The organism is Salmonella sp. NW884 (genome assembly GCF_051700745.1).
In the GTDB taxonomy this organism is placed as follows: domain Bacteria; phylum Pseudomonadota; class Gammaproteobacteria; order Enterobacterales; family Enterobacteriaceae; genus Salmonella; species Salmonella enterica.
Genome location: NZ_JAMMDE010000004.1, coordinates 274684 through 299400 on the forward strand (window position 1 = coordinate 274684; position 24717 = coordinate 299400).

The window sequence follows — 24717 nt, forward strand, 5'->3', positions numbered from 1 at the left end:
TATTAATATTGCTAAAATTACGGAAAAAACGGTGATAAAGCTTAAAGTGGTAATAACCATTAAATTCAGATGGTTATTGTTTTGATATAGGGGAAGTAGGCTGCAATAACTGGAATGTTGTGAAGGTTTGTGACGTTTCGCCCCACAGGGTGGGGCGGGGAAGCGCTATTTCACGCGCGCCATAAAGTACGCATCAACGTACTCACCGTTGCGCAGGCCGTATTTCTTACCAGTGCCTTCGATTTCAAAGCCGTACTTCTTATACACCGCCACCGCGGGCTCGTTATCAACAAACACCGTTAACTCGATACGGTCAACGCGCAGCCAGTTGTCACACATGTCGATCATCGTGCGGATCAGCGCGCTGGCAATGCCGCGATTGTGCCACCGGGCATCCACGCAGATACCAAAATCGGCCACGTGGCTGCGACGGGGACGTTGGGTGACCTGAATAGAAAGATGGCCAACGACAATATCGTCAATGCAGGCAACCAGTTGTTTAACCCCGGCTTGCTCGGTTAGCCGCGCCTGCCACATTTCGAGGGAAGGATGAGGAACCTGTAGCGTGTTGTGGTACACCTCCGGCTGGGCGTGGATCTGACGAATGGCGTCGTAATCTTTCGGTTCAGCGTGGCGTATCACTATTTCACTCATTCCTTATCTCCTGCAGGGTTAATTGTGTATTTACACTCGCTGAGAAAGAAAATTCCGTCAACCGCATTTTTTTGCAAAAAGAAGTAGACAAGTGCGAATGAGAATGATTATTATTGCCTTGCGTTCAGGGGAACCCCTACGGAGAACCTGAAAGCACGACATTGCTCACATTGCTTCCAGTATTATTTTGGCCAGCTTTTGCTGGCTTTTTTTTTGGGTTTTGTTTCAGCCTGGCTTACTTGTCATTTTGTCCCCGGGAAGTGCTCGTGCTCCTCACGTACATTTAGTACGCTCCGGGCCCTGCGCGCTTGCCGTGAACAATCTGCCTGCGCCACTTACGCCCGATCTTGAGGCATCTGCTTTTGTAGGCCCAAAAAGGCAACGCCGCATCCGGCAAAGAATCCAACATTCAGTCTCCTCACGCTTTGCGCTATGGTGTAAACAATCATCTTCAAAAGGATCGTCTCATGACCTTACACTGCGCATTTATTGGATTCGGCAAAAGTACCACCCGTTATCATCTCCCCTATGTTCTGAATCGTAAAGATACCTGGCATGTCGCACATATTTTCCGTCGTCACGCTAAACCGGAAGAGCAGGCGCCACAGTATTCACATATTCACTTCACCAGCGATCTGGATGAGGTGTTGGGCGATCCGCAGGTAAAGCTGGTGATCGTCTGTACGCATGCTGACAGCCATTTCGAATACGCCAAACGCGCGCTGGAAGCGGGTAAAAATGTGCTGGTTGAGAAACCTTTCACGCCGACGCTGGCGGAGGCAAAAGTGTTGTTCGACCTGGCGCGAAGCAAAGGACTGACCGTCACGCCGTATCAGAATCGGCGTTTTGATTCCTGTTTTCTCACGGCTAAAAAAGCGATTGAGAGCGGGAAACTGGGCAAGATTGTCGAAATTGAAAGCCATTTCGATTATTACCGCCCGGTAGCAGAAACCAAACCGGGCCTGCCGCAGGACGGCGCATTCTATGGACTTGGCGTCCACACCATGGATCAAATTATTTCGCTATTTGGCCGTCCGGATCATGTCGCGTATGACATTCGTAGCCTGCGTAATAAAGCGAATCCGGATGACACCTTTGAAGCGCAACTGTTTTATGGCGATTTGAAGGCTATCGTTAAAACCAGCCATCTGGTGAAAATCGACTATCCGAAGTTTATTGTTCACGGCACCAAAGGTTCGTTTGTGAAATACGGTATCGATCAACAAGAAACCGGCCTGAAAGCGAACATTATGCCTGGCGAGCCGGGTTTTGCCGCTGACGAATCCGTCGGTGTGCTGGAGTATGTCAATGACGACGGCGTTACGGTGAAAGAAGAGGTGAAACCGGAAACGGGTGACTATGGTCGTGTTTATGATGCGCTGTACCAGACGTTGACCGTCGGTACGCCTAATTACGTCAAGGAATCTGAAGTTCTTACCAATCTGGAAATCCTCGAGCGTGCTTTCGAACAGGCATCGCCTGCGACGATAACCCTCGCTAAATAGCCCTTACAGACTCCTCTGCGCTTATTCATATTTTTTGAACAGAGGAGTCAATTTTCACCCTCTATGATCCCGGACGGAATGAGTCCACACTTATTCCATCGAAAACATCTGGGGATGAACACAATGATCTACTTACGCAAAGCAAACGACCGCGGTCATGCGAATCATGGCTGGCTTGACTCCTGGCATACTTTTTCTTTTGCCGATTATTACGATCCGAACTTTATGGGGTTCTCGGCGCTGCGTGTGATTAACGACGATGTGATCGACGCAGGCCAGGGGTTCGGCACGCATCCGCATAAAGACATGGAAATTTTGACCTATGTGCTGGAAGGTGCCGTAGAACACCAGGACAGTATGGGCAATAAAGAACAGGTTCCGGCCGGTGAATTCCAGATTATGAGCGCCGGGACCGGCGTTCGCCACTCCGAGTACAACCCGAGCAAAACGGATCGTCTGCGGCTGTACCAGATCTGGATCATTCCGCAAGAAACCGGCATCACGCCGCGCTACGAACAGCGTCGCTTCGACGCCGCGCAGGGCAAGCAACTGGTGCTTTCGCCAGATGCTCGCGATGGTTCGCTGAAGGTCCACCAGGATATGGAGCTGTACCGCTGGGCGCTGCTCAAAGATGAGCAGTCGGTGCATCAGATTGCCGCTGAGCGCCGCGTCTGGATACAGGTGGTAAAAGGTAACGTGACTATTAACGGTACTAAAGCCACCACCAGCGATGGCCTGGCGATTTGGGATGAGCAGGCAATCTCGATTCATGCCGATAGCGACAGTGAAGTGTTGCTGTTTGACTTGCCGCCAGTTTAACGTGCTGTAACCTTTTGTAGGCCGGATAAGACGCGAAAGCGTTGCCATCCGGCTTTTCATCGTTTGTCATTAATTCCGCACGTCCGTGGTAAACTGGGCAAATCTATCCCTTTTATACCTTTCAGGACGATGAAAAAGAAAAGACCCGTACTTCAGGATGTAGCCGACCGCGTGGGCGTGACCAAAATGACGGTCAGCCGCTTTTTGCGTAACCCGGAGCAGGTCTCCGTGGCGCTGCGGGGCAAAATTGCCGCTGCACTTGATGAGCTGGGTTATATTCCCAATCGCGCTCCTGATATCCTTTCTAACGCCACCAGTCGCGCTATCGGCGTGCTGTTACCGTCTCTCACCAACCAGGTTTTTGCGGAAGTGTTACGCGGCATTGAGGCCGTCACCGACGCGCATGGTTATCAAACCATGCTGGCGCACTACGGCTATAAGCCCGAAATGGAGCAGGAGCGCCTGGAGTCGATGCTCTCCTGGAATATCGACGGTCTTATCCTCACTGAGCGTACCCATACGCCGCGCACCTTAAAAATGATCGAAGTCGCCGGGATTCCGGTGGTGGAACTGATGGACAGCCAGTCGCCGTGTCTGGATATTGCCGTTGGTTTTGATAACTTCGAGGCCGCCCGTCAGATGACCGCCGCGATTATCGCGCGTGGTCATCGTCATATCGCCTATCTGGGGGCGCGCCTCGACGAACGTACTATCATCAAGCAGAAGGGCTATGAACAGGCGATGCGGGACGCAGGCCTGGTTCCTTACAGTGTGATGATGGAGCAATCTTCATCCTACTCTTCCGGTATCGAACTCATGCGCCAGGCGCGACGTGAATACCCACAGCTTGACGGTATTTTTTGCACCAACGATGACCTGGCGGTGGGGGCGGCCTTCGAATGCCAGCGCCTGGGGCTAAAAATCCCGGACGACATGGCGATCGCCGGGTTCCACGGTCATGACATCGGCCAGGTGATGGAACCGCGTCTGGCAAGCGTCCTGACGCCGCGCGAGCGAATGGGCAGCATTGGCGCGGAACGTTTGTTAGCCCGCATTCGCGGCGAAACGGTCACGCCGAAAATGTTAGATTTAGGTTTCACCTTGTCACCGGGCGGATCTATTTAGTCTGACAACTTTGAAGTAGCTCACACTTATTCACTTTTGGCACGAATGGTCATTGCGTCGTGAATGGTGCGGTTGGACAATGTTACCGATAACAGTTACCCGTAACAAATTTTGCAACTTGTAGAGTGGGGGCCCGCTTTGAGCACGACTAATCATGATCACCACGTTTACGTTCTGATGGGCGTATCAGGCAGCGGTAAATCCGCTGTCGCAAGCGCCGTGGCGCATCAGCTTCATGCCGCGTTTCTGGACGGCGATTTTCTGCATCCGCGCTGCAATATTGAAAAAATGGCTTCCGGCGAGCCGTTGAATGACGATGACCGCAAACCGTGGTTACAGGCGCTGAACGACGCCGCTTTCGCGATGCAGCGTACCAATAAAATCTCGCTGATCGTCTGCTCCGCACTGAAAAAACATTATCGTGACCTGCTGCGCGAGGGAAACCCGAACCTCTCCTTTATCTACCTGAAAGGTGATTTCGACGTCATTGAAAGCCGTCTGAAAGCGCGCAAAGGTCATTTCTTCAAAACCCAGATGCTGGTGACGCAGTTTGAAACGCTGCAAGAGCCGGGTGCCGACGAACGCGATGTTCTGGTGGTGGATATCGACCAGCCGCTGGAAGGCGTCGTGGCGAGCACCATTGAGGTCATCAATAAAGGCAGTACGCTGTGAGTACATTAACACTGGTTTTAACCGCCGTCGGTTCCGTCTTACTGCTGCTGTTTTTGGTGATGAAGGCGCGTATGCACGCCTTCGTCGCGTTAATGGTCGTCTCGATGGGCGCGGGGCTTTTTTCAGGGATGCCGCTTGATAAAATCGCCGCGACCATGGAAAAAGGGATGGGCGGCACGCTGGGATTCCTGGCGATTGTGGTCGCGCTGGGGGCGATGTTCGGCAAGATTCTGCATGAAACCGGCGCGGTCGATCAGATAGCCGTCAAGATGCTTAAATCCTTTGGTCATAACCGCGCGCACTATGCGATTGGCCTGGCCGGGCTGATTTGCGCGCTTCCGCTGTTCTTTGAAGTGGCGATTGTGCTGCTGATAAGCGTGGCATTCTCTATGGCGCGTCATACCGGCACAAACCTGGTGAAGCTGGTCATTCCGCTGTTTGCGGGCGTGGCGGCAGCCGCGGCGTTTTTGTTGCCTGGGCCTGCGCCGATGCTGCTGGCTTCCCAGATGCATGCTGATTTCGGGTGGATGATCCTGATTGGGCTGTGCGCCGCCATTCCTGGCATGATTATCGCCGGGCCGCTGTGGGGGAATTTTATCAGCCGTTATGTTGAGCTGCGTATTCCTGACGACATTACCGAGCCGCATCTGGGTGAAGGTAAAATGCCTTCTTTCGGCTTCAGCCTGTCGCTGATCCTGCTGCCGTTGGTGCTGGTAGGGCTGAAAACGATCGCCGCGCGTTTTGTGCCGGAAGGTTCCACCGCTTACGAATGGTTTGAGTTTATCGGCCACCCCTTCACTGCGATTCTGGTCGCTTGTCTGGTAGCGATTTACGGCCTGGCGATGCGCCAGGGGATGCCGAAAGACAAAGTGATGGAAATCTGCGGCCACGCGCTGCAACCGGCGGGCATTATCCTGCTGGTGATTGGCGCAGGCGGGGTGTTCAAACAGGTACTGGTTGACTCCGGCGTCGGCCCGGCGCTGGGCGAAGCGTTAACCGGTATGGGACTGCCGATTGCCATTACCTGCTTTGTGCTGGCGGCGGCGGTGCGCATCATTCAGGGTTCCGCGACCGTGGCGTGTTTAACCGCGGTCGGTCTGGTGATGCCGGTCATAGAGCAACTGAATTTCTCCGGCGCGCAGATGGCGGCGCTCTCTATCTGTATCGCCGGCGGTTCAATTGTGGTTTCTCATGTTAACGACGCTGGCTTCTGGCTGTTCGGTAAATTTACCGGCGCGACCGAAGCGCAGACGTTAAAAACCTGGACGATGATGGAAACTATCCTCGGCACGGTCGGCGCGATTGTCGGGATGATTGCTTTCCAACTGCTGAGCTGAGTCTTGTTGCCCGGTGGCGCTGTGCTTACCGGGCCTGGAAACGGGCACATATCGACACCGTAAGCCGGGTAAGGCGTAATCGCTACCCGGTTTTTTTATTGAGGTGTGCATGGCAATCGCCCAACGATATTTTGCCTCGCCATGTTTCAGTACGCGCATAAAAGCAGGAAAATTTCTACGCTGATCCATAATTAGGATCAATAAAACAGCGACGGAAATGATTCCCTTCCTAACGCAAATTCCCTGATAATCGCCACTGGACTTTCTGCTTGCGCGGTAAGGCAGGATAAGTCGCATTACTGATGGCTTCGCTATCATTGATTAATTTCACTTGCGACTTTGGCTGCTTTTTGTATGGTGAAGGATGCGCCACAGGATACTGGCGCGCATACACAGCACATCTCTTTGCAGGAAAAAAACGCTATGAAAAATGTTGGTTTTATCGGCTGGCGCGGAATGGTCGGCTCTGTTCTCATGCAACGCATGGTAGAGGAGCGCGATTTCGACGCTATTCGCCCTGTTTTCTTTTCTACCTCCCAGTTTGGACAGGCGGCGCCCACCTTCGGCGACACCTCCACCGGCACGCTACAGGACGCTTTTGATCTGGATGCGCTAAAAGCGCTCGATATCATCGTGACCTGCCAGGGCGGCGATTATACCAACGAAATTTATCCAAAGCTGCGCGAAAGCGGATGGCAGGGTTACTGGATTGACGCGGCTTCTACGCTGCGCATGAAAGATGATGCCATTATTATTCTCGACCCGGTCAACCAGGACGTGATTACCGACGGCCTGAACAATGGCGTGAAGACCTTTGTGGGCGGTAACTGTACCGTTAGCCTGATGTTGATGTCGCTGGGCGGTCTCTTTGCCCATAATCTCGTTGACTGGGTATCCGTCGCGACCTATCAGGCCGCCTCCGGCGGCGGCGCGCGCCATATGCGCGAGCTGTTAACCCAAATGGGTCAGTTGTATGGCCATGTCGCCGATGAACTGGCGACGCCGTCTTCCGCAATTCTTGATATTGAACGCAAAGTTACGGCATTGACCCGCAGCGGCGAGCTGCCGGTTGATAACTTTGGCGTACCGCTGGCGGGAAGCCTGATCCCCTGGATCGACAAACAGCTCGATAACGGCCAGAGCCGCGAAGAGTGGAAAGGCCAGGCGGAAACCAACAAGATTCTCAATACTGCCTCTGTGATCCCGGTTGATGGTTTGTGTGTGCGCGTCGGCGCGCTGCGCTGTCACAGCCAGGCGTTCACCATTAAGCTGAAAAAAGAGGTATCCATTCCGACGGTGGAAGAACTGCTGGCGGCACATAATCCGTGGGCGAAAGTGGTACCGAACGATCGTGATATCACTATGCGCGAATTAACCCCGGCGGCGGTGACCGGCACGTTGACTACGCCGGTTGGTCGTCTGCGTAAGCTGAACATGGGGCCAGAGTTCTTGTCGGCGTTTACCGTAGGCGACCAGTTGTTATGGGGCGCCGCCGAGCCGCTGCGTCGAATGCTGCGCCAGTTGGCGTAGTGGCTATTGCAGCGCTTATCGGGCCTGCGTGTGGTTCTGTAGGCCGGATAAGGCGCGTCAGCGCCGCCATCCGGCGGGGAAATTTGTGTTAAACCAGGGGTGCATCGTCACCCTTTTTTTTGCGTAATACAGGAGTAAACGCAGATGTTTCATTTTTATCAGGAGTTAAGCAGAGCATTGGCTATTCTTTAAGGGTAGCTTAATCCCACGGGTATTAAGCCTAACCTGAAGGTAGGACGACGCAGATAGGATGCACAGTGTGCTGCGCCGTTCAGGTCAAAGAAGTGTCACTACCTGATGTTGAATTCAGTGAGATGGAGTGACGCCACAAAACAGGATGACAAACCATGTCCAGTCGTATCGATAGAGACGTGATTAATGCGCTAATTGCAGGACATTTTGCGGACCCTTTTTCCGTACTCGGAATGCACCAGACCCAAGCCGGACTAGAAGTCCGCGCCCTATTACCTGACGCCACCGACGTATGGGTGATTGAACCCAAAACCGGACGTAAAGTCGGCAAACTGGAATGTCTCGACGCTCGCGGTTTTTTCTGCGGCGTTTTACCCCGACGTAAAAATTTCTTTCGCTATCAGCTCGCCGTGACCTGGCACGGACAGCAGAACCTCATCGACGATCCTTACCGTTTTGGTCCATTAATACAGGAAATGGATGCCTGGCTATTGTCGGAAGGCACCCACCTGCGTCCTTATGAAACGCTGGGCGCGCACGCCGATACGATGGATGGCGTCACCGGCACCCGTTTCTCCGTCTGGGCGCCTAATGCTCGTCGCGTTTCGGTTGTCGGGCAATTCAACTATTGGGATGGGCGTCGCCACCCGATGCGTCTGCGCAAAGAGAGCGGTATTTGGGAGCTGTTTATCCCCGGCGCGCATAATGGACAACTGTATAAATTCGAGCTGCTTGATGCGAACGGTAATCTGCGCATTAAAGCCGATCCCTATGCTTTTGAGGCGCAGATGCGTCCGGAAACGGCGTCGATGATTTGCGGACTGCCGGAGAAAGTGACGCCAAGCGAAGAACGACAAAAAGCCAATCAGTTTGATGCGCCGATCTCGATTTATGAGGTGCATTTAGGTTCATGGCGCCGCCATACGGATAACAATTTCTGGCTGAGCTATCGTGAGCTGGCGGATCAGCTTGTGCCTTACGCCAAATGGATGGGCTTTACGCACCTTGAACTCTTGCCAGTCAACGAACATCCGTTTGACGGCAGTTGGGGCTACCAGCCGACCGGCCTCTACGCGCCGACCCGCCGCTTTGGTACGCGGGACGACTTCCGCTATTTCATCAATGCGGCCCACGCGGCGGGCCTTAACGTCATTCTCGACTGGGTGCCGGGCCATTTCCCGTCCGATGAATTTAGCCTCGCGGAGTTTGACGGCACCCACCTCTATGAGCACAGCGACCCGCGCGAGGGCTATCACCAGGACTGGAATACGCTGATCTACAACTATGGTCGTCGTGAAGTCAGTAATTATCTGGTGGGTAACGCCCTGTACTGGATGGAGCGTTTTGGGATTGATGCGCTGCGTGTCGATGCGGTGGCCTCTATGATCTACCGCGACTACAGCCGCAAAGAGGGCGAGTGGATACCGAACGAGTTCGGCGGTCGTGAAAACCTGGAAGCCATTGAGTTTCTGCGTAATACCAACCGCATTATTGGCGAGCAGGTGCCCGGCGCGGTCAGCATGGCGGAAGAATCGACAGACTTCTCTGGCGTGACGCGTCCACCGGAAACGGGCGGCCTGGGGTTCTGGTACAAGTGGAATCTGGGCTGGATGCACGACACGCTGGACTACATGAAGCTGGACCCGGTGTACCGCCAGTATCATCACGACAAGCTGACCTTTGGTATGTTGTACAACCATACCGAAAACTTTGTTCTGCCGCTGTCGCACGATGAGGTGGTTCACGGCAAGAAATCCATTCTCGATCGTATGCCGGGCGATGCGTGGCAAAAATTCGCCAACCTGCGCGCCTATTATGGCTGGATGTGGGCCTTCCCCGGCAAGAAACTGCTGTTTATGGGGAATGAGTTTGCCCAGGGACGCGAGTGGAACCATGACGCCAGCCTCGACTGGCACCTGCTGGAGGGGAGCGATAACTGGCACCACGGAGTTCAGCGTCTGGTACGCGATCTCAACCACACCTATCGCCACCATAAAGCGTTGCATGAGCTGGATTTCGATGCTTACGGCTTTGAGTGGCTGGTGGTCGATGACAATGAACGCTCGGTACTGATTTTTGTACGCCGTGATAAAGCCGGTAACGAGATCATCGTCGCCAGCAACTTTACGCCCGTTCCTCGCCACGACTACCGTTTTGGCATCAATCAGCCGGGACGCTGGCGTGAAATTCTCAATACTGATTCGATGCATTATCACGGTAGCAACACCGGCAATGGCGGCGTGGTGCACAGCGATGAGATCGAAAGCCATGGCCGTCAGCACTCTCTTAACCTGACGTTACCGCCGTTGGCGACGATCTGGCTGATGCGGGAGGGGGAATGACGCAGCTTGCGATCGGCGAAGCAACGCCGCATGGCGCAACGTATGACGGTCATGGCGTGAATTTCACGCTCTTTTCCGCTCATGCGGAGCGCGTAGAGCTGTGCGTTTTTGATTCCCGAGGGAATGAGCGTCGCTATGACCTGCCAGGACGTCGCGGCGATGTCTGGCATGGTTATCTGGCAGGAGCCAGGCCAGGTTTGCGCTATGGCTATCGCGTACATGGCCCGTGGCAGCCAGCGCAGGGGCATCGGTTTAATCCGGCGAAGTTACTGCTTGACCCTTATGCGCGCCGGGTCGAGGGCGAACTAAAAGATCATCCGCTGTTGCACGGCGGACACGATGAACCGGACTACCGCGATAACGCGGCGGTGGCGCCGAAAAGCGTGGTAATCAGCGACCATTATGACTGGGAAGATGACGCCGCGCCGCGCACGCCGTGGGGAAAAACGGTCATCTATGAAGCGCATGTCAAAGGGCTTACCTACCTGCATCCGGAACTCCCCCAGGAGATACGCGGCACCTATAAAGCGCTCGGTCATCCGGTCATGGTGGCGTACTTCAAACAGCTTGGCATTACGGCGCTGGAACTGTTGCCGGTGGCGCAGTTTGCCAGCGAGCCGCGTCTGCAACGTATGGGGCTGACCAATTATTGGGGTTATAACCCAATGGCGATGTTTGCGCTGCATCCCGCCTGGGCCAGTTCGCCCGAGACGGCGCTGGACGAGTTTCGCGATGCGGTGAAAGCGCTGCATCGCGCGGGGATTGAGGTCATTCTGGACATCGTATTAAACCATAGCGCCGAGCTGGATCTGGACGGTCCAACCTTCTCCCTGCGCGGAATTGATAACCGTAGCTATTATTGGATAAGGGACGATGGCGATTATCACAACTGGACGGGGTGCGGCAACACGCTCAATTTAAGCCATCCCGGCGTGGTGGAATACGCGTGCGAGTGTTTGCGCTATTGGGTGGAAACCTGTCATGTCGATGGTTTTCGTTTTGATTTGGCGTCCGTCATGGGGCGCACGCCGACGTTTCGCCAGGATGCGCCGCTGTTCGCCGCGATTAAAGCGTGTCCTGTGTTATCAACGGTCAAGCTGATTGCTGAACCGTGGGATATTGGCGAGGGCGGCTATCAGGTCGGGAATTTTCCGCCACCGTTTGCCGAGTGGAACGACCATTTTCGCGATGCGGCCCGCCGATTCTGGTTGCCGCGTAACCTGACGACCGGGGAGTTTGCCTGTCGTTTCGCCGCTTCCAGCGATGTGTTTAAACGCAATGGCCGCGCGCCCGGCGCCTCTGTCAATCTGCTCACGGCGCATGACGGTTTTACGCTCCGGGACTGCGTCTGTTTCAATCAGAAACACAATGAGGCGAACGGTGAGGAAAATCGCGACGGCACCAACAGCAATTACAGCGACAATCATGGTAAAGAAGGATTAGGCGGTCCGCTTGATTTAATGGAGCGGCGGCGCGACAGCATTCATGCCCTGCTGGCGACGCTACTGCTCTCTCAGGGAACGCCGATGCTGCTGGCAGGCGATGAACACGGCCATAGCCAGCATGGCAACAATAACGCCTACTGTCAGGATAATGCCTTAACCTGGCTGGACTGGCAGCAGGCAAATCGTGGGTTAACCACGTTTACCGCCGCGCTGATTCGTTTGCGTCAGCAGATACCGGCTTTAACCGGCAATAGCTGGTGGGAAGAAGGCGATGGCAACGTGCGTTGGCTGAATAAAAACGCGCAACCCTTGAGTGCGGATGAGTGGCAAAACGGGCCTAAGCTGATGCAAATTCTGTTGTCGGACCGTTTTCTGATTGCGATAAATGCCACGCTTGAGGTGACAGATATAGTTTTACCCGAAGGGGAATGGCGCGCCGTTCCCCCATTCGCTGGAGAGGATAATCCGGTGATAACGGCGGTCTGGCAGGGACCTGCGCATGGACTGTGTGTGTTCCAGAGAGGATAAAAAAGGAGTTAATCATGGTGAGTTTAGAGAAGAACGATCGTGTAATGTTGGCGCGCCAGCTGCCATTGAAATCTGTTGCCCTAATCCTGGCCGGCGGCCGCGGCACGCGTCTAAAAGATTTAACGAACAAACGCGCCAAACCAGCCGTCCACTTTGGTGGGAAGTTCCGCATCATCGATTTCGCCTTATCTAATTGTCTGAACTCCGGGATTCGCCGTATCGGCGTGATCACTCAGTATCAGTCCCATACGCTGGTGCAGCATATTCAGCGCGGCTGGTCACTGTTTAGCGAAGAGATGAACGAATTTGTCGATCTGCTGCCAGCCCAACAGCGTATGAAGGGCGAAAACTGGTATCGCGGCACGGCAGACGCGGTGACCCAGAACCTGGATATTATTCGTCGCTATAAAGCGGAATATGTCGTCATCCTGGCAGGCGATCATATCTACAAGCAGGACTACTCGCGTATGTTGATCGATCACGTTGAAAAGGGCGCGCGTTGCACGGTGGCCTGTATGCCGGTGCCGATCAAAGAAGCGACGGCGTTCGGCGTGATGGCGGTCGATGAAAGCGACAAGATTATTGATTTTGTCGAAAAACCGGCGAATCCCCCCGCAATGCCTGGTGACGCCAGCAAATCGCTGGCCAGTATGGGCATTTACGTTTTTGACGCCGATTACCTGTATGAATTGCTGGCGGCAGACGATAAAGATGACGCTTCCAGCCACGATTTCGGTAAAGACATTATCCCCAAAATCACCCGCGAAGGTATGGCTTACGCGCATCCTTTCCCGCTCTCCTGCGTGCAGTCCGATCCACAAGCCGAACCGTACTGGCGCGATGTAGGTACGCTGGAAGCTTACTGGAAGGCGAACCTGGATTTAGCCTCGGTGACGCCGGAGCTGGATATGTATGACCAGAACTGGCCTATCCGTACGCATATGGAATCGCTACCGCCTGCGAAATTCGTGCAGGACCGCTCCGGTAGCCACGGTATGACGCTGAACTCGCTGGTCTCCGGCGGCTGCATTATCTCTGGTTCGGTGGTGGTGCAATCTGTGCTCTTCCCCCGGGTGAGAATAAATTCTTTTTGTAATATTGATTCGGCAGTGTTGTTACCTGAGGTTTGGGTAGGGCGCTCCTGCCGTTTACGTCGCTGTGTTATTGACCGTGCCTGTATTATCCCGGAAGGCATGGTGATTGGTGAAAATGCGGAAGAGGACGCTCGTCGTTTCTACCGTTCAGAAGAAGGTATTGTACTGGTCACGCGTGAAATGCTGCGCAAACTGCAGGTCAAACAGGAGCGATAATGCAGGTTTTACATGTATGTTCAGAGATGTTCCCCCTGCTGAAGACTGGGGGGCTGGCGGATGTGATAGGCGCGTTGCCTGCGGCACAAATTGCGGATGGTGTTGATGTTCGCGTTCTGCTTCCAGGGTTTCCCGATATCCGTCGGGGGATACCCGATGCGCATGTGGTGAGCCGCCGCGATACTTTCGCAGGTAAGATATCGCTGCTGTTCGGGCATTATAACGGCGTGGGTATTTATCTGATCGACGCGCCGCATCTGTACGAGCGTCCAGGCAGTCCCTATCACGATACGAATTTATATGCCTATACCGATAACGTGCTGCGCTTTGCCCTGTTAGGGTGGGTCGGCTGTGAAATGGCCTGCGGACTTGATCCATTCTGGCGCCCCGACGTGGTGCACGCCCATGACTGGCACGCCGGGCTGGCGCCCGCCTATCTGGCGGCGCGCGGGCGGCCGGCGAAATCGGTCTTTACCGTACACAACCTGGCCTATCAAGGCATGTTTTATGCAAAGCATATGGATGACATCGAACTGCCGTGGTCATTCTTTAATATGCATGGGCTGGAGTTCAACGGACAACTCTCCTTTTTGAAGGCCGGTTTGTACTATGCCGACCATATTACGGCGGTGAGCCCGACCTATGCGCGTGAAATTACCGAACCGCAGTTTGCTTATGGCATGGAAGGCCTGCTGCGTCAGCGTCATCTGGAAGGGCGCTTGTCCGGCATACTGAACGGCGTGGATGAGAAGATCTGGAACCCGGAATCCGATCTGCTGCTGGCGTCGCGCTACACGCGCGATACCCTGGAAGAGAAGGCGGAAAACAAACGTCAGCTACAAATTGCGATGGGGTTGAAGGTTAACGACAAAGTGCCGCTGTTCGCCGTGGTAAGCCGTCTGACCAACCAGAAAGGTCTGGATCTGGTGCTGGAGGCGTTACCGGGGCTGCTGGAGCAGGGCGGCCAGTTGGCGCTACTCGGCGCGGGCGATCCGGTGCTTCAGGAAGGGTTCCTCGCGGCGGCGGCGGAACACCCAGGGCAGGTTGGCGTACAGATCGGCTATCACGAAGCTTTCTCGCATCGCATTATGGGCGGCGCGGACGTTATTCTGGTGCCCAGTCGTTTCGAACCGTGCGGCTTAACGCAGTTATATGGCTTAAAGTATGGCACGCTGCCTCTGGTGCGGCGTACCGGGGGGTTGGCCGATACGGTCTCCGACAGTTCGCTGGAAAATCTGGCGGACGGTATCGCCAGCGGTTTTGTCTTTGAAGACAGTAATGCCTGGTCGTTGCTACGCGCGATTCGGCGTGCTTTTGTGTTGTGGTCACGGCCTTCGCTTTGGCGGTTTGTACAACGGCAGGCGATGGCGATGGATTTTAGCTGGCAAGTTGCCGCGAAATCATACCGCGAGCTGTACTATCGCTTGAAATAGTCATCCAGGAATCATTTATATGAATGCTCCGTTTACTTATGCATCGCCCACTCTCAGCGTTGAGGCGCTTAAGCATTCTATTGCCTATAAGCTGATGTTTACGATTGGTAAAGACCCGGTCATTGCCAATAAACACGAATGGCTGAACGCCACGTTGTTCGCGGTGCGCGATCGTCTGGTGGAGCGCTGGCTGCGTTCTAATCGAGCCCAATTATCGCAGGAAACCCGGCAGGTTTATTACCTGTCGATGGAGTTTTTGATTGGTCGTACCCTCTCTAACGCGCTGCTCTCGCTGGGCATTTATGATGACGTTAAAGGCGCGCTGGAGGCCATGGGCTTAGATCTCGAAGAGCTGATCGATGAAGAGAATGACCCAGGGCTTGGCAACGGCGGCTTAGGACGGCTGGCGGCTTGCTTCCTGGACTCGCTGGCGACGCTAGGATTACCGGGTCGCGGGTATGGCATTCGCTACGACTATGGCATGTTTAAGCAGAATATTGTCGACGGGCGGCAAAAAGAATCTCCGGATTACTGGCTGGAATATGGCAACCCGTGGGAGTTCAAGCGCCACAATACGCGCTATAAGGTGCTTTTTGGCGGGCGCATTCAGCAGGAAGGTAAAAAAGCGCGCTGGATTGAGACGGAAGAGATTCTGGCCGTCGCGTATGATCAGATCATCCCCGGTTACGACACCGACGCCACTAACACACTGCGGCTGTGGAATGCGCAGGCCAGTAGTGAAATCAACCTCGGTAAATTCAACCAGGGCGACTACTTTGCGGCGGTGGAAGATAAAAACCACTCTGAGAACGTTTCACGGGTGCTCTACCCGGACGATTCCACCTATTCCGGACGCGAGCTACGCCTGCGCCAGGAGTATTTTCTGGTCTCGGCGACGGTACAGGATATCCTGCACCGTCATTATCAACTGCATAAAACCTATGAGAATCTGGCGGATAAAATCGCCATTCACCTCAATGATACGCATCCGGTGCTGTCAATTCCGGAGCTGATGCGCCTGCTGATTGATGAACATAAATTTAGCTGGGGCGACGCGTTTGAGGTGTGCTGTCAGGTCTTCTCTTATACCAACCATACGTTGATGAGCGAGGCGCTGGAAACCTGGCCCGTCGATATGCTGGGGAAAATTCTGCCCCGTCACCTGCAGATTATCTTCGAGATTAACGACTATTTCCTGAAAACGTTGCAGGAGCAATATCCCAACGATACCAGCCTGCTTGGACGCGCGTCGATTATTGATGAGTCGAACGGTCGCCGGGTACGGATGGCCTGGCTGGCAGTGGTAGTCAGCCATAAAGTCAACGGCGTTTCTGAACTCCATTCCAACCTGATGGTGCAGTCGCTGTTCGCGGATTTTGCGAAGATTTTCCCGACCCGTTTTTGTAACGTCACGAACGGCGTTACGCCGCGCCGCTGGCTGGCGCTGGCAAACCCGCCGCTTTCTGACGTGCTGGATGAGAATATTGGTCGTACCTGGCGTACCGATCTTAGTCAGCTCAGCGAGCTGAAGCAGCATTGTGATTATCCGCTGGTCAATCATGCGGTGCGTCAGGCGAAGCTGGAAAATAAAAAGCGGCTGGCGGTAGTGATAGCGCAACAACTGAATGTGGTGGTGAACCCTAAAGCGTTATTTGACGTGCAGATTAAGCGTATTCACGAATACAAGCGGCAGTTGATGAACGTACTGCATGTCATTACCCGCTATAACCGCATTAAAGAAAATCCGGAGGCCGACTGGGTGCCGCGGGTGAATATTTTTGCCGGTAAGGCGGCTTCTGCCTATTACATGGCAAAACACATTATTCATCTGATCAACGACGTGGCGAAAGTGATTAACAACGATCCGCAGATTGGCGACAAGCTGAAAGTAGTGTTTATCCCGAACTACAGCGTCAGCCTGGCGCAGGTAATCATTCCCGCTGCCGACCTGTCTGAGCAGATTTCGCTGGCAGGGACAGAAGCTTCCGGCACCAGTAATATGAAATTTGCCCTGAACGGCGCGCTCACCATTGGTACGCTGGATGGCGCGAACGTAGAGATGCAGGAGCATGTCGGCGAGGAGAATATCTTTATCTTCGGTAATACTGCCGAAGAGGTGGAAGCGTTGCGCAGGCAGGGTTATAAGCCTCGCGACTATTATGAAAAAGATGAAGAGCTACATCAGGTACTGACGCAGATTGGTAGCGGCGTCTTTAATCCGGAAGAGCCAGGCCGTTACCGCGATCTGGTAGATTCGCTGATTAACTTTGGCGATCACTATCAGGTGCTGGCGGACTACCGCAGCTACGTGGACTGCCAGGATAAGGTGGATGAGTTGTATCGTCGCCCGGAAGAATGGACGACGAAAGCGATGCTCAACATTGCCAATATGGGCTACTTCTCATCGGACAGAACCATCAAAGAGTATGCCGAAAATATCTGGCATATTGATCCGGTGCGGTTGTAAATCCCGATGCCGACGGCGCTTCGCTTGCCCGGCCTACGTTTATGTATCCTTGTAGGCCGGATCAGGCGTTAGCCGCCATCCGGCATTTTTCTCAGGACGCCATTGAAAGTTGGTGTTTCTCAACATACGCCGCCAGCCACTGGGTGATGCGGGATTGCTGCTCGGCGGTCAGCCACATGCCTTCTTTGGTGCGACGCCAGATAGCATCTTCAGTACGGCGCACCCATTCGTGATCCACCAGGTACTTGAGTTCCGCTTCGTAAAACTCATGACCGAAATTTTCGCCTAAATCAAGCAGCGACGTGGCTTCGCCGAGAATCCACTCCGTGTTGCTGCCGTAAGTGCGCGAATAGTGGCGCGCCAGCGATTCCGTCAGGAACGGATAACGACGACGCAGCTTCGCCGCGTAATCTTCGCGGCTGCCGTCGATGTCGCCGCCGGGCAGTACGCACGTTTTGGTCCATGCCGGGCCGATGCCTGGATAATAAGACGCCAGTTTTTCCATCGCATGTTCGGCCAGCTTACGGTAGGTCGTGAGCTTACCGCCAAACACGGAAAGCAGCGGCGCTTTGCCGTTTTCATCATGAATATCAAGGGTATAATCGCGAGTGATCGCCTGCGGTGAGTCGGACTCATCATCGCACAGCGGACGGACGCCGGAGTACGTCCAGACGATGTCATCGCGCCCCAGTTGTTTCTGGAAGTGCGCGTTATAAACCTTCAACAGGTAATTAATTTCGCTCTCTTCAATTTTTACCGCTTTCGGATCGCCTTTATATTCGACATCGGTCGTGCCAATGATCGAAAACTCTTCCATCCACGGAATGACAAAGACGATACGCTTATCTTCGTTTTGCAGAATATACGCCTGCTTCTGATTATGGACGCGTGGCACGACGATATGGCTGCCTTTGATCAGGCGGATGCCATACGGCGACGGCAGGTGCATCCCTTCGTCGAAGAACTGTTTGACCCACGGTCCGGTGGCGTTAACCAGTCCGCGCGCCTGCCAGACATATTTTTTACCGGTGTCGATATCTTCCGCTTCGACAATCCACAGGCCATTTTCCCGACGAGCGGCGGTTGCGCGAGTACGGGTAAGGACTTCGCCGCCTTTACGCACCACCATCTGTGCGTTAGCCAGCACCAGACGCGCATCGTCTACCCAGCAGTCGGAATATTCGAATCCGCGCACGATTTCCGGTTTGAGCACCGAATCTGCGCCAAACCGCACACCGGTGGAACCGGGTAAACTGGTACGTTTGCCGAGGTGATCGTACATAAACAGACCGATACGGATCATCCAGGCCGGACGTAAATGCGGGCGGTGCGGCAGACGAAAACGCATCGGGAAGGCGATGTGCGGCGCCATTTTCAACAGCACTTCACGTTCTGCCAGCGCTTCGCTGACCAGACGGAACTCGTAGTGCTCAAGGTAGCGTAAGCCGCCGTGGATAAGTTTCGAACTGGCGGAAGAGGTTGCGCAGGCCAAATCCTGCGCTTCCAGCATGAGTACGGACAAACCGCGTCCGGCGGCATCAGCCGCGATGCCTGCACCGTTAATGCCCCCGCCTATCACGATCAGATCTTTGGTTTCCATGCTGCCCTCTTGCACTTTCGTTAAAGTTCAAAAATGTTCGTTATCGAACATAATAGCAAAGAAACGCGCTATTGGTAACATCGAAAAAACATTTTAGAGTGATATGTATAACATTATGGCGTTAAGCTACTCCGTCAACGTACACTGGGCGATAAAATGCCTTAATTGGCTTCACCGGCAATAATGAAAGAGCGATTCATGGAACAATTTGAATGTATCACTGTAGAAGAGGCGTATCAGAAACTGCACCAGGGCGCGGCGGTGCTGGTCGATATTCGCGATCCGCAAAGTTATGCCATGGGTCATGCGCCGCAGGCGTTTCACTTGACTAACGATACGCTGGGCGCGTTTATGCGTGAGCATGGTTTCGATACCGCCGTGATGGTAATGTGCTATCACGGCAACAGTAGTAAAGGCGCCGCGCAGTATCTGCTCCAGCAAGGCTATGATGCGGTTTACAGCATTGACGGCGGGTTTAAGGCCTGGCATCGCCGTTTCCCTGCCGATGTCGCGAATGGCGCGTAATCCCATAAAGATGCAGCCTCCGACGAGAAGGGTATATATACTGTCTTCTTTTGTATGGACTAAGCGACAGCAATAATGTTGATGATTACTTCCTTTGCGAATCCTCGCGTGGCGCAGGCATTTGTTGATTACATGGCCACCCAGGGCGTCATTCTTACTATTCAGCAACATAATCAAAGCGATATCTGGTTGGCAGATGAATCGCAGGCCGAACGTGTGCGGGTCGAGCTGGCGCGGTTTATAGAAAATCCCGGCGATCCGCGTTATCTGGCGGCTAGCTGGCAGTCCGGGCAGACTAACAGCGGACTGCGCTACCGCCGTTTTCCCTTTCTTGCCACGCTGCGTGAACGAGCCGGCCCTGTTACCTGGATCGTGATGCTCGCCTGCGTGGTGGTCTATATCGCGATGAGTCTCATCGGCGATCAGACGGTGATGGTGTGGCTGGCGTGGCCGTTCGATCCGGTTTTAAAATTTGAAGTCTGGCGCTACTTCACCCATATCTTTATGCACTTCTCACTGATGCATATTCTTTTTAACCTGCTGTGGTGGTGGTATCTCGGCGGGGCGGTAGAGAAGCGCCTGGGCAGCGGTAAATTAATCGTCATTACGGTGATAAGCGCGCTGCTAAGCGGCTATGTACAGCAGAAATTTAGCGGCCCGTGGTTTGGCGGGCTGTCCGGCGTCGTCTATGCGCTGATGGGGTACGTGTGGCTGCGCGGAGAGCGCGATCCGCAAAGCGGAATTTACCTCCAGCGCGGCTTAATTATTTTTGCATTATTGTGGATAGTCGCTGGTTGGTTTGACTGGTTTGGCATGTCTATGGCGAACGGCGCGCACATCGCCGGGCTTATCGTCGGTTTAGCGATGGCCTTTGTTGATACGCTGAATGCGCGAAAACGAACGTGAGGCGTATCCGGCCTGTGGTCGAGATATTTTTCCAGGCCGGGTAGGGCGAATGCCGCTATCCGGCGCAAGGTTGGTTACTTTCAGAGATTATTCATGAAACAAACACAACGGCATGACGCGATCATTGAACTGGTAAAAAAACAGGGGTACGTCAGTACGGAAGAGCTGGTGGAGCATTTTTCTGTCAGCCCGCAAACCATTCGTCGGGATCTTAATGATCTGGCGGAACAGAATATGATTTTGCGCCACCACGGCGGCGCGGCGTTGCCCTCCAGCTCGGTGAACACGCCGTGGCACGATCGTAAGGCGACGCAAACGGAAGAAAAAGAGCGCATCGCTCGCAAAGTCGCGGCCCAGATCCCCAATGGTTCAACGCTGTTTATTGATATCGGCACGACGCCGGAAGCCGTAGCGCACGCCCTGTTAGGGCACAGTAATTTGCGGATCGTGACCAACAATTTGAACGTAGCGAACACGCTAATGGCGAAAGAGGATTTTCGTATTATCCTCGCTGGCGGCGAACTCCGTAGCCGCGACGGCGGCATTATTGGCGAAGCGACGCAGGACTTTATCGCCCAGTTCCGTCTCGATTTCGGCATTCTCGGTATTAGCGGTATTGATAGCGACGGCTCGTTGCTGGAATTTGACTACCATGAGGTACGCACCAAGCGTGCGATTATCGAAAATTCGCGCCATGTGATGCTGGTGGTGGATCACTCTAAATTTGGCCGTAACGCGATGGTAAACATGGGCAGCATTAGTATGGTCGATGCGGTCTACACCGATACCCTGCCGCCGCCGGGCGTGATGCAGGTGTTGACGGAGAACCATATCCAACTGGAGCTGTGTTAATTCTGTAAAACGTCCCACGTCAGACCAAAACGCGCCAGGTACTTACGCAGCCGGTCAGCGTCATTCACCGTGGCTTTCCCCTGACGGGAAACGTTGAATAGCTGCCGCCCGGCGTCGGAAAGGGTTTTCGCCTGGCGGCAGACCGCAACGACGTTTTCCAGTTGCATACGGTCAAACAGATCCAGCGCCGTTGCGTCAATGCCCGGCAGTCCGTCGAGCGCGGAGGGGCGATGGTCATTCCAGCTATAGCGCAAACGCGCGATTTCATCGTCTACCGTTTCGACCGTGATTCGCCCGTTGTCCGCCAGCGTCGCCATGCGGGTGACGCTGGCGGAGAGTTCGCGGAAGTTACCGCGCCAGGCGGCCTGCGGCGAGGTGGCGAAGCTCAGCCAGGCGCGGCGCGCTTCGGTATTAAAACGCACGCTGTCGCCGGTTAGCGCCGCGTGGCGTTCCAGTTCGTAGTCAAGGTTTGGCTCAATATCTTCCTGGCGCTGACGCAGGCCCGGTAGTTCGAAGGTCCAGAGATTAATACGCGCGTACAGGTCTTCGCGGAATGTCCCCTCCGCCACCCGCTGGCGCAGGTCGCGCACCGTGCCGGCAATCAACTGGAAATCGCTGCTGACCTGCTGGTCGCTGCCGAAAGGGTAAAAGCGTTTTTCTTCAATGGCTTTCAGCAACATGGCCTGTTCATCCGCGCCCAGTTCTCCCACTTCGTCAAGAAACAACATGCCGCCGTCGGCGCTGCGCAGCAGCCCTGCACGCTCCTCTCTCGCGCCGGTAAACGCCCCCTTAACGTGGCCGAACAGCGCCGACATCGCCGTGTCGCCGCGCAGGGTGGCGCAGTTCACTTCGACAAACGGGCCGCTGAACTGGTGGCGGGCCAGTTTTAGTTCATAGATGCGACGGGCGAGAAACGACTTGCCCGCGCCGGTCGGGCCATTGAGCAGGATTGGCGAACGGGAGCGTATCGCGACGCGCTCAATTTGCTCAATCATCCGGTTGAAACACGGGTTGCGGGTTGCAATGCCGGACTTCAGGAAGTTGAGCGTCTCCACCCGCTCCTGGGCGAAGCGGGTGGCGATATCATTGTAGCGGCTGAGGTCGAGGTCAATAATCGTCACGTCGCCCGTGCTATGCGGTTTATCTTTTTTGCGCGGCGGCGAGGTCTGCGCTAATCGCGCCGGAAGATAGCGCGCCTCCGCCAGCAGGAACCAGCAGATCTGCGCGACGTGGGTGCCGGTGGTGATGTGAATCAGATAGTCTTCATCTTCGGGATGAAAAGTATGGCTGCGGGCGAAATCGTGCAGGCAGGCGTAAACCTCTTCGAAGTCCCACGGGTTGCGGATCGCGATTTCTACGCCGACGACTTCCGTTTCCGGCGAGACGCTGGCGATATCCTTCTTTAATCCTTCAAACAGCGAGCGAGAGCGGGCATCGTACAGCAGTTCCAGGCGGTGAACGACCAGCGTCTCCTGCTGGCACAGACACAAAGTAGGGCGCCATTTTTCCCAACGTTGACTGCCGCGTCCTGCATAGTCGAGTACCGTACCGACAAAACCAAAGGCCACCGTTTTTCGCATCTTAGATTTCCTTCTAAAAGACGAGATAATTTTATCGCTTTTTAATGACTACCGTGCAGGCATTTTTCTTTCACTTGAACGCTAAAGAAATAAATCAATTAAAAATCAATAGATTAAAAAATAATTTATTTTCTGGCACGCTGGTTGCAATAACCATGGCATGGAGAATAACGGAATGGGAAAAACAAATGGCTAATCCACTTTTGTTCCGTTCGCTGTTAAGGGACGTGCCGCTGGCCAACGCCAGCAATCAGCAAGGCGCAGCGGCCTTTGCCTTCACCCCGCGCCATAAACTGGCGCAAATGGTGATGACCGGCTGCATGAACGAGACTTTTTATGCCAGCGGCCAGGCGCAGCTAAATGATGTTCTGGCGACGGCGAAAGATCTCGACGATCTGTTTTTAGCGCAACTGGCGATTTATGGCCGCGAACGCGGGATGATGAAGGATATGCCCGCGCTGTTGACCGCCATTCTGGCGGCGCGTGGTTCGGCGCTGCTGCCGGTAGTATTTGCGCGGGTGATCAACAATGGCCGGATGCTGCGTAACTTTGTGCAAATTTTGCGCAGCGGCGTGACCGGGCGGCGCTCGCTGGGGACGCGGCCAAAGAAGCTGGTGCAGCGTTGGTTACAGAACGCCAGCGAAGAGCGTTTATTGCAGGCATCGGTGGGCAATGCGCCGTCGCTGGCGGATATCGTCAAAATGGTGCACCCACGGCCGCAAGCGGCGTGGCAGGAAGCCTTCTTCGCCTGGCTGATTGGTAAGCCGTGCGATAAGACGCAACTGCCGGAAAAAACGCGCGCGCTGCTGGCGTTTCGTGAAGGCGACATGGGCGCGGCCTTACCCGATGTGCCGTTTTTACTGCTGACCAACGCGCCGCTGAGTCGCGAACAGTGGGCACAACTGGCGCAGCGGATGAGTTGGCAAACGTTGCGGATGAATTTGAATACGCTGGCGCGTCATGACGTGTTTGAGAATACAACGCTTGCCGCCAGCGTGGCGCAGCGGCTGGCGGACAGAGCGCAGGTGCGCCAGTCCTGGGTTTATCCTTATCAGTTGCTGTCGGCGTGGAGCAATCTGCAAAGCGGCGTGCCGCAGGTTATTCGCGAGGCTTTAGCGCAGGCGATGGAGTACGCGCTGGAGAACATTCCGCCGTTTCACGGCAATGTGGTGGTCTGCCCGGACGTGTCGGGGTCGATGAAGTCGTCGATAACCGGCTATCGCAAGGGGGCGACCAGTAAGATCCGCTGCGTGGACGTTGCCGGGCTGATCGCCGCCGCCGTGCTGCGTAATCATCCGCAGGCCCGCGTGCTGCCGTTTGAATGCGATGTGGTTGACGTGCAGCTTGATGCGCGCCAGTCGGTTATGCACAACGCGCAAAAGCTGGCGGCGGTTGGCGGCGGCGGCACCAACTGCTCCGCGCCGCTGCGTAGGTTGTTGAACGAGCGGGCGCGGGTGGATCTGGTGATTATGGTGTCGGATAACGAATCGTGGGTTGATAAGTCGCGCCATGGCTCAACGGCCACCATGGAATGCTGGATCGAACTGAAAAAGCGCAACCCGCAGGCGCGCCTGGTGTGTATCGATCTGCTGCCTTACGGTACCACCCAGGCGGCGGAACGAAGCGATATTTTGAACGTCGGCGGCTTCAGCGACGAGGTGTTTACGGTGATAGATAACTTTGTTAACGGTCGCTATGGCAGCGCGCACTGGCTGGAAGAGATTGAAGCCGTGACGCTGTAAAGAGTATTCAGCGCGGCGCGAATGCTGGCCGGGATTACATCTTTCCCGATGCGTATCATCCCGGCTATGAATTTGTCGCGCGGCGCTGAAGGCACGAATGCTGGTGGATCTACACCTTGTATGGCCAGACGCAGGTTCGAACCCTGCCGGGGC

19 protein-coding genes are annotated in these 24717 nt (G+C 54.7%); 15 read left to right on the top strand and 4 right to left on the bottom strand.

Annotation, left to right across the window (positions count from 1 at the left end; translation table 11 throughout):
* Positions 1-165 precede the first annotated feature (165 nt).
* Complete coding sequence (gene yhhY / locus NA197_RS11910; protein WP_001290278.1) at positions 166-654, bottom strand: N-acetyltransferase; 489 nt, start codon at positions 652-654, stop codon at positions 166-168.
* Positions 655-1121: 467 nt separating this feature from the next.
* On the opposite strand from yhhY, the gene NA197_RS11915 reads away from it, so the two are divergent.
* The 5 genes from NA197_RS11915 to gntU all read left to right on the top strand — a co-directional run bounded on the left by NA197_RS11915 (position 1122) and on the right by gntU (position 6112).
* Entirely contained in the window at positions 1122-2159 is a 1038-nt protein-coding gene (locus tag NA197_RS11915; RefSeq protein WP_023193919.1) for an oxidoreductase, read from the top strand.
* Between the two features lie 123 nt (positions 2160-2282).
* The gene (locus NA197_RS11920) at positions 2283-2978 is read left to right on the top strand and encodes a pirin family protein (protein WP_000639789.1); all 696 of its coding nucleotides are present in this window, start codon (positions 2283-2285) and stop codon (positions 2976-2978) included.
* Positions 2979-3107: 129 nt separating this feature from the next.
* Positions 3108-4103, top strand: a complete 996-nt coding sequence (gene gntR, locus NA197_RS11925; protein WP_000730239.1) for a gluconate operon transcriptional repressor GntR — start codon at positions 3108-3110, stop codon at positions 4101-4103.
* A gap of 138 nt (positions 4104-4241) precedes the next feature.
* Positions 4242-4775: a gluconokinase gene (gntK, locus tag NA197_RS11930; RefSeq protein WP_000108342.1), complete on the top strand. Its 534-nt coding sequence runs from the start codon at positions 4242-4244 to the stop codon at positions 4773-4775.
* On the top strand, positions 4772-6112 hold the full coding sequence (gene gntU, locus NA197_RS11935; protein ID WP_000105950.1) for a gluconate transporter: 1341 nt from the start codon (positions 4772-4774) through the stop codon (positions 6110-6112). Before gntK ends, gntU begins: the two co-directional genes overlap by 4 nt.
* Here gntU and NA197_RS11940 read toward each other — a convergent pair.
* Positions 6029-6409 carry a MarC family protein gene (locus tag NA197_RS11940; RefSeq protein WP_077950651.1) on the bottom strand — a complete coding sequence of 127 codons (381 nt, stop codon included), beginning with the start codon at positions 6407-6409 and terminating at the stop codon, positions 6029-6031. The genes gntU and NA197_RS11940 overlap by 84 nt on opposite strands.
* Before the next feature lie 126 nt (positions 6410-6535).
* Here NA197_RS11940 and asd point away from each other — a divergent pair, with 126 nt between their 5' ends.
* The 6 genes from asd to glgP all read left to right on the top strand — a co-directional run bounded on the left by asd (position 6536) and on the right by glgP (position 17359).
* Complete coding sequence (asd, locus tag NA197_RS11945; RefSeq protein ID WP_000799940.1) at positions 6536-7642, top strand: aspartate-semialdehyde dehydrogenase; 1107 nt, start codon at positions 6536-6538, stop codon at positions 7640-7642.
* 347 nt (positions 7643-7989) lie between these two features.
* A complete protein-coding gene (gene glgB, locus NA197_RS11950) occupies positions 7990-10176 on the top strand; it encodes a 1,4-alpha-glucan branching enzyme (protein WP_023233969.1) in 2187 nt (728 codons plus the stop codon).
* Positions 10173-12149, top strand: coding sequence for a glycogen debranching protein GlgX (gene glgX, locus NA197_RS11955; RefSeq protein WP_000192491.1), 1977 nt, complete (start codon positions 10173-10175; stop codon positions 12147-12149). The genes glgB and glgX overlap by 4 nt, the downstream gene beginning before the upstream one ends.
* 14 nt (positions 12150-12163) lie before the next feature.
* On the top strand, positions 12164-13459 hold the full coding sequence (glgC, locus tag NA197_RS11960; protein WP_000253995.1) for a glucose-1-phosphate adenylyltransferase: 1296 nt from the start codon (positions 12164-12166) through the stop codon (positions 13457-13459).
* Positions 13459-14892, top strand: a complete 1434-nt coding sequence (gene glgA / locus NA197_RS11965; protein ID WP_001197669.1) for a glycogen synthase GlgA — start codon at positions 13459-13461, stop codon at positions 14890-14892. Before glgC ends, glgA begins: the two co-directional genes overlap by 1 nt.
* Positions 14893-14911: 19 nt before the next feature.
* Entirely contained in the window at positions 14912-17359 is a 2448-nt protein-coding gene (glgP, locus tag NA197_RS11970; protein ID WP_064042886.1) for a glycogen phosphorylase, read from the top strand.
* A 91-nt stretch (positions 17360-17450) separates the two neighbouring features.
* On the opposite strand, the gene glpD is transcribed toward glgP, so the two are convergent.
* Entirely contained in the window at positions 17451-18959 is a 1509-nt protein-coding gene (gene glpD / locus NA197_RS11975) for a glycerol-3-phosphate dehydrogenase (RefSeq protein ID WP_064042885.1), read from the bottom strand.
* Between the two features lie 198 nt (positions 18960-19157).
* Here glpD and glpE point away from each other — a divergent pair, with 198 nt between their 5' ends.
* From glpE to NA197_RS11990, 3 genes are all read left to right on the top strand, one after another.
* Positions 19158-19484 (top strand): thiosulfate sulfurtransferase GlpE, encoded by a 327-nt coding sequence (glpE, locus tag NA197_RS11980; protein WP_064042893.1) that lies wholly within the window; start codon positions 19158-19160, stop codon positions 19482-19484.
* 75 nt (positions 19485-19559) lie between these two features.
* Positions 19560-20390: a rhomboid family intramembrane serine protease GlpG gene (glpG, locus tag NA197_RS11985; RefSeq protein ID WP_000928705.1), complete on the top strand. Its 831-nt coding sequence runs from the start codon at positions 19560-19562 to the stop codon at positions 20388-20390.
* 93 nt (positions 20391-20483) lie between these two features.
* Positions 20484-21242 (top strand): DeoR/GlpR family transcriptional regulator, encoded by a 759-nt coding sequence (locus NA197_RS11990; RefSeq protein ID WP_000815085.1) that lies wholly within the window; start codon positions 20484-20486, stop codon positions 21240-21242.
* Here NA197_RS11990 and rtcR read toward each other — a convergent pair.
* Entirely contained in the window at positions 21239-22822 is a 1584-nt protein-coding gene (gene rtcR, locus NA197_RS11995) for an RNA repair transcriptional activator RtcR (RefSeq protein WP_064042884.1), read from the bottom strand. The genes NA197_RS11990 and rtcR overlap by 4 nt on opposite strands.
* A 188-nt stretch (positions 22823-23010) precedes the next feature.
* Here rtcR and NA197_RS12000 point away from each other — a divergent pair, with 188 nt between their 5' ends.
* Positions 23011-24564, top strand: coding sequence for a vWA domain-containing protein (locus NA197_RS12000; RefSeq protein ID WP_064042892.1), 1554 nt, complete (start codon positions 23011-23013; stop codon positions 24562-24564).
* The last annotated feature ends 153 nt before the right edge of the window (positions 24565-24717 follow it).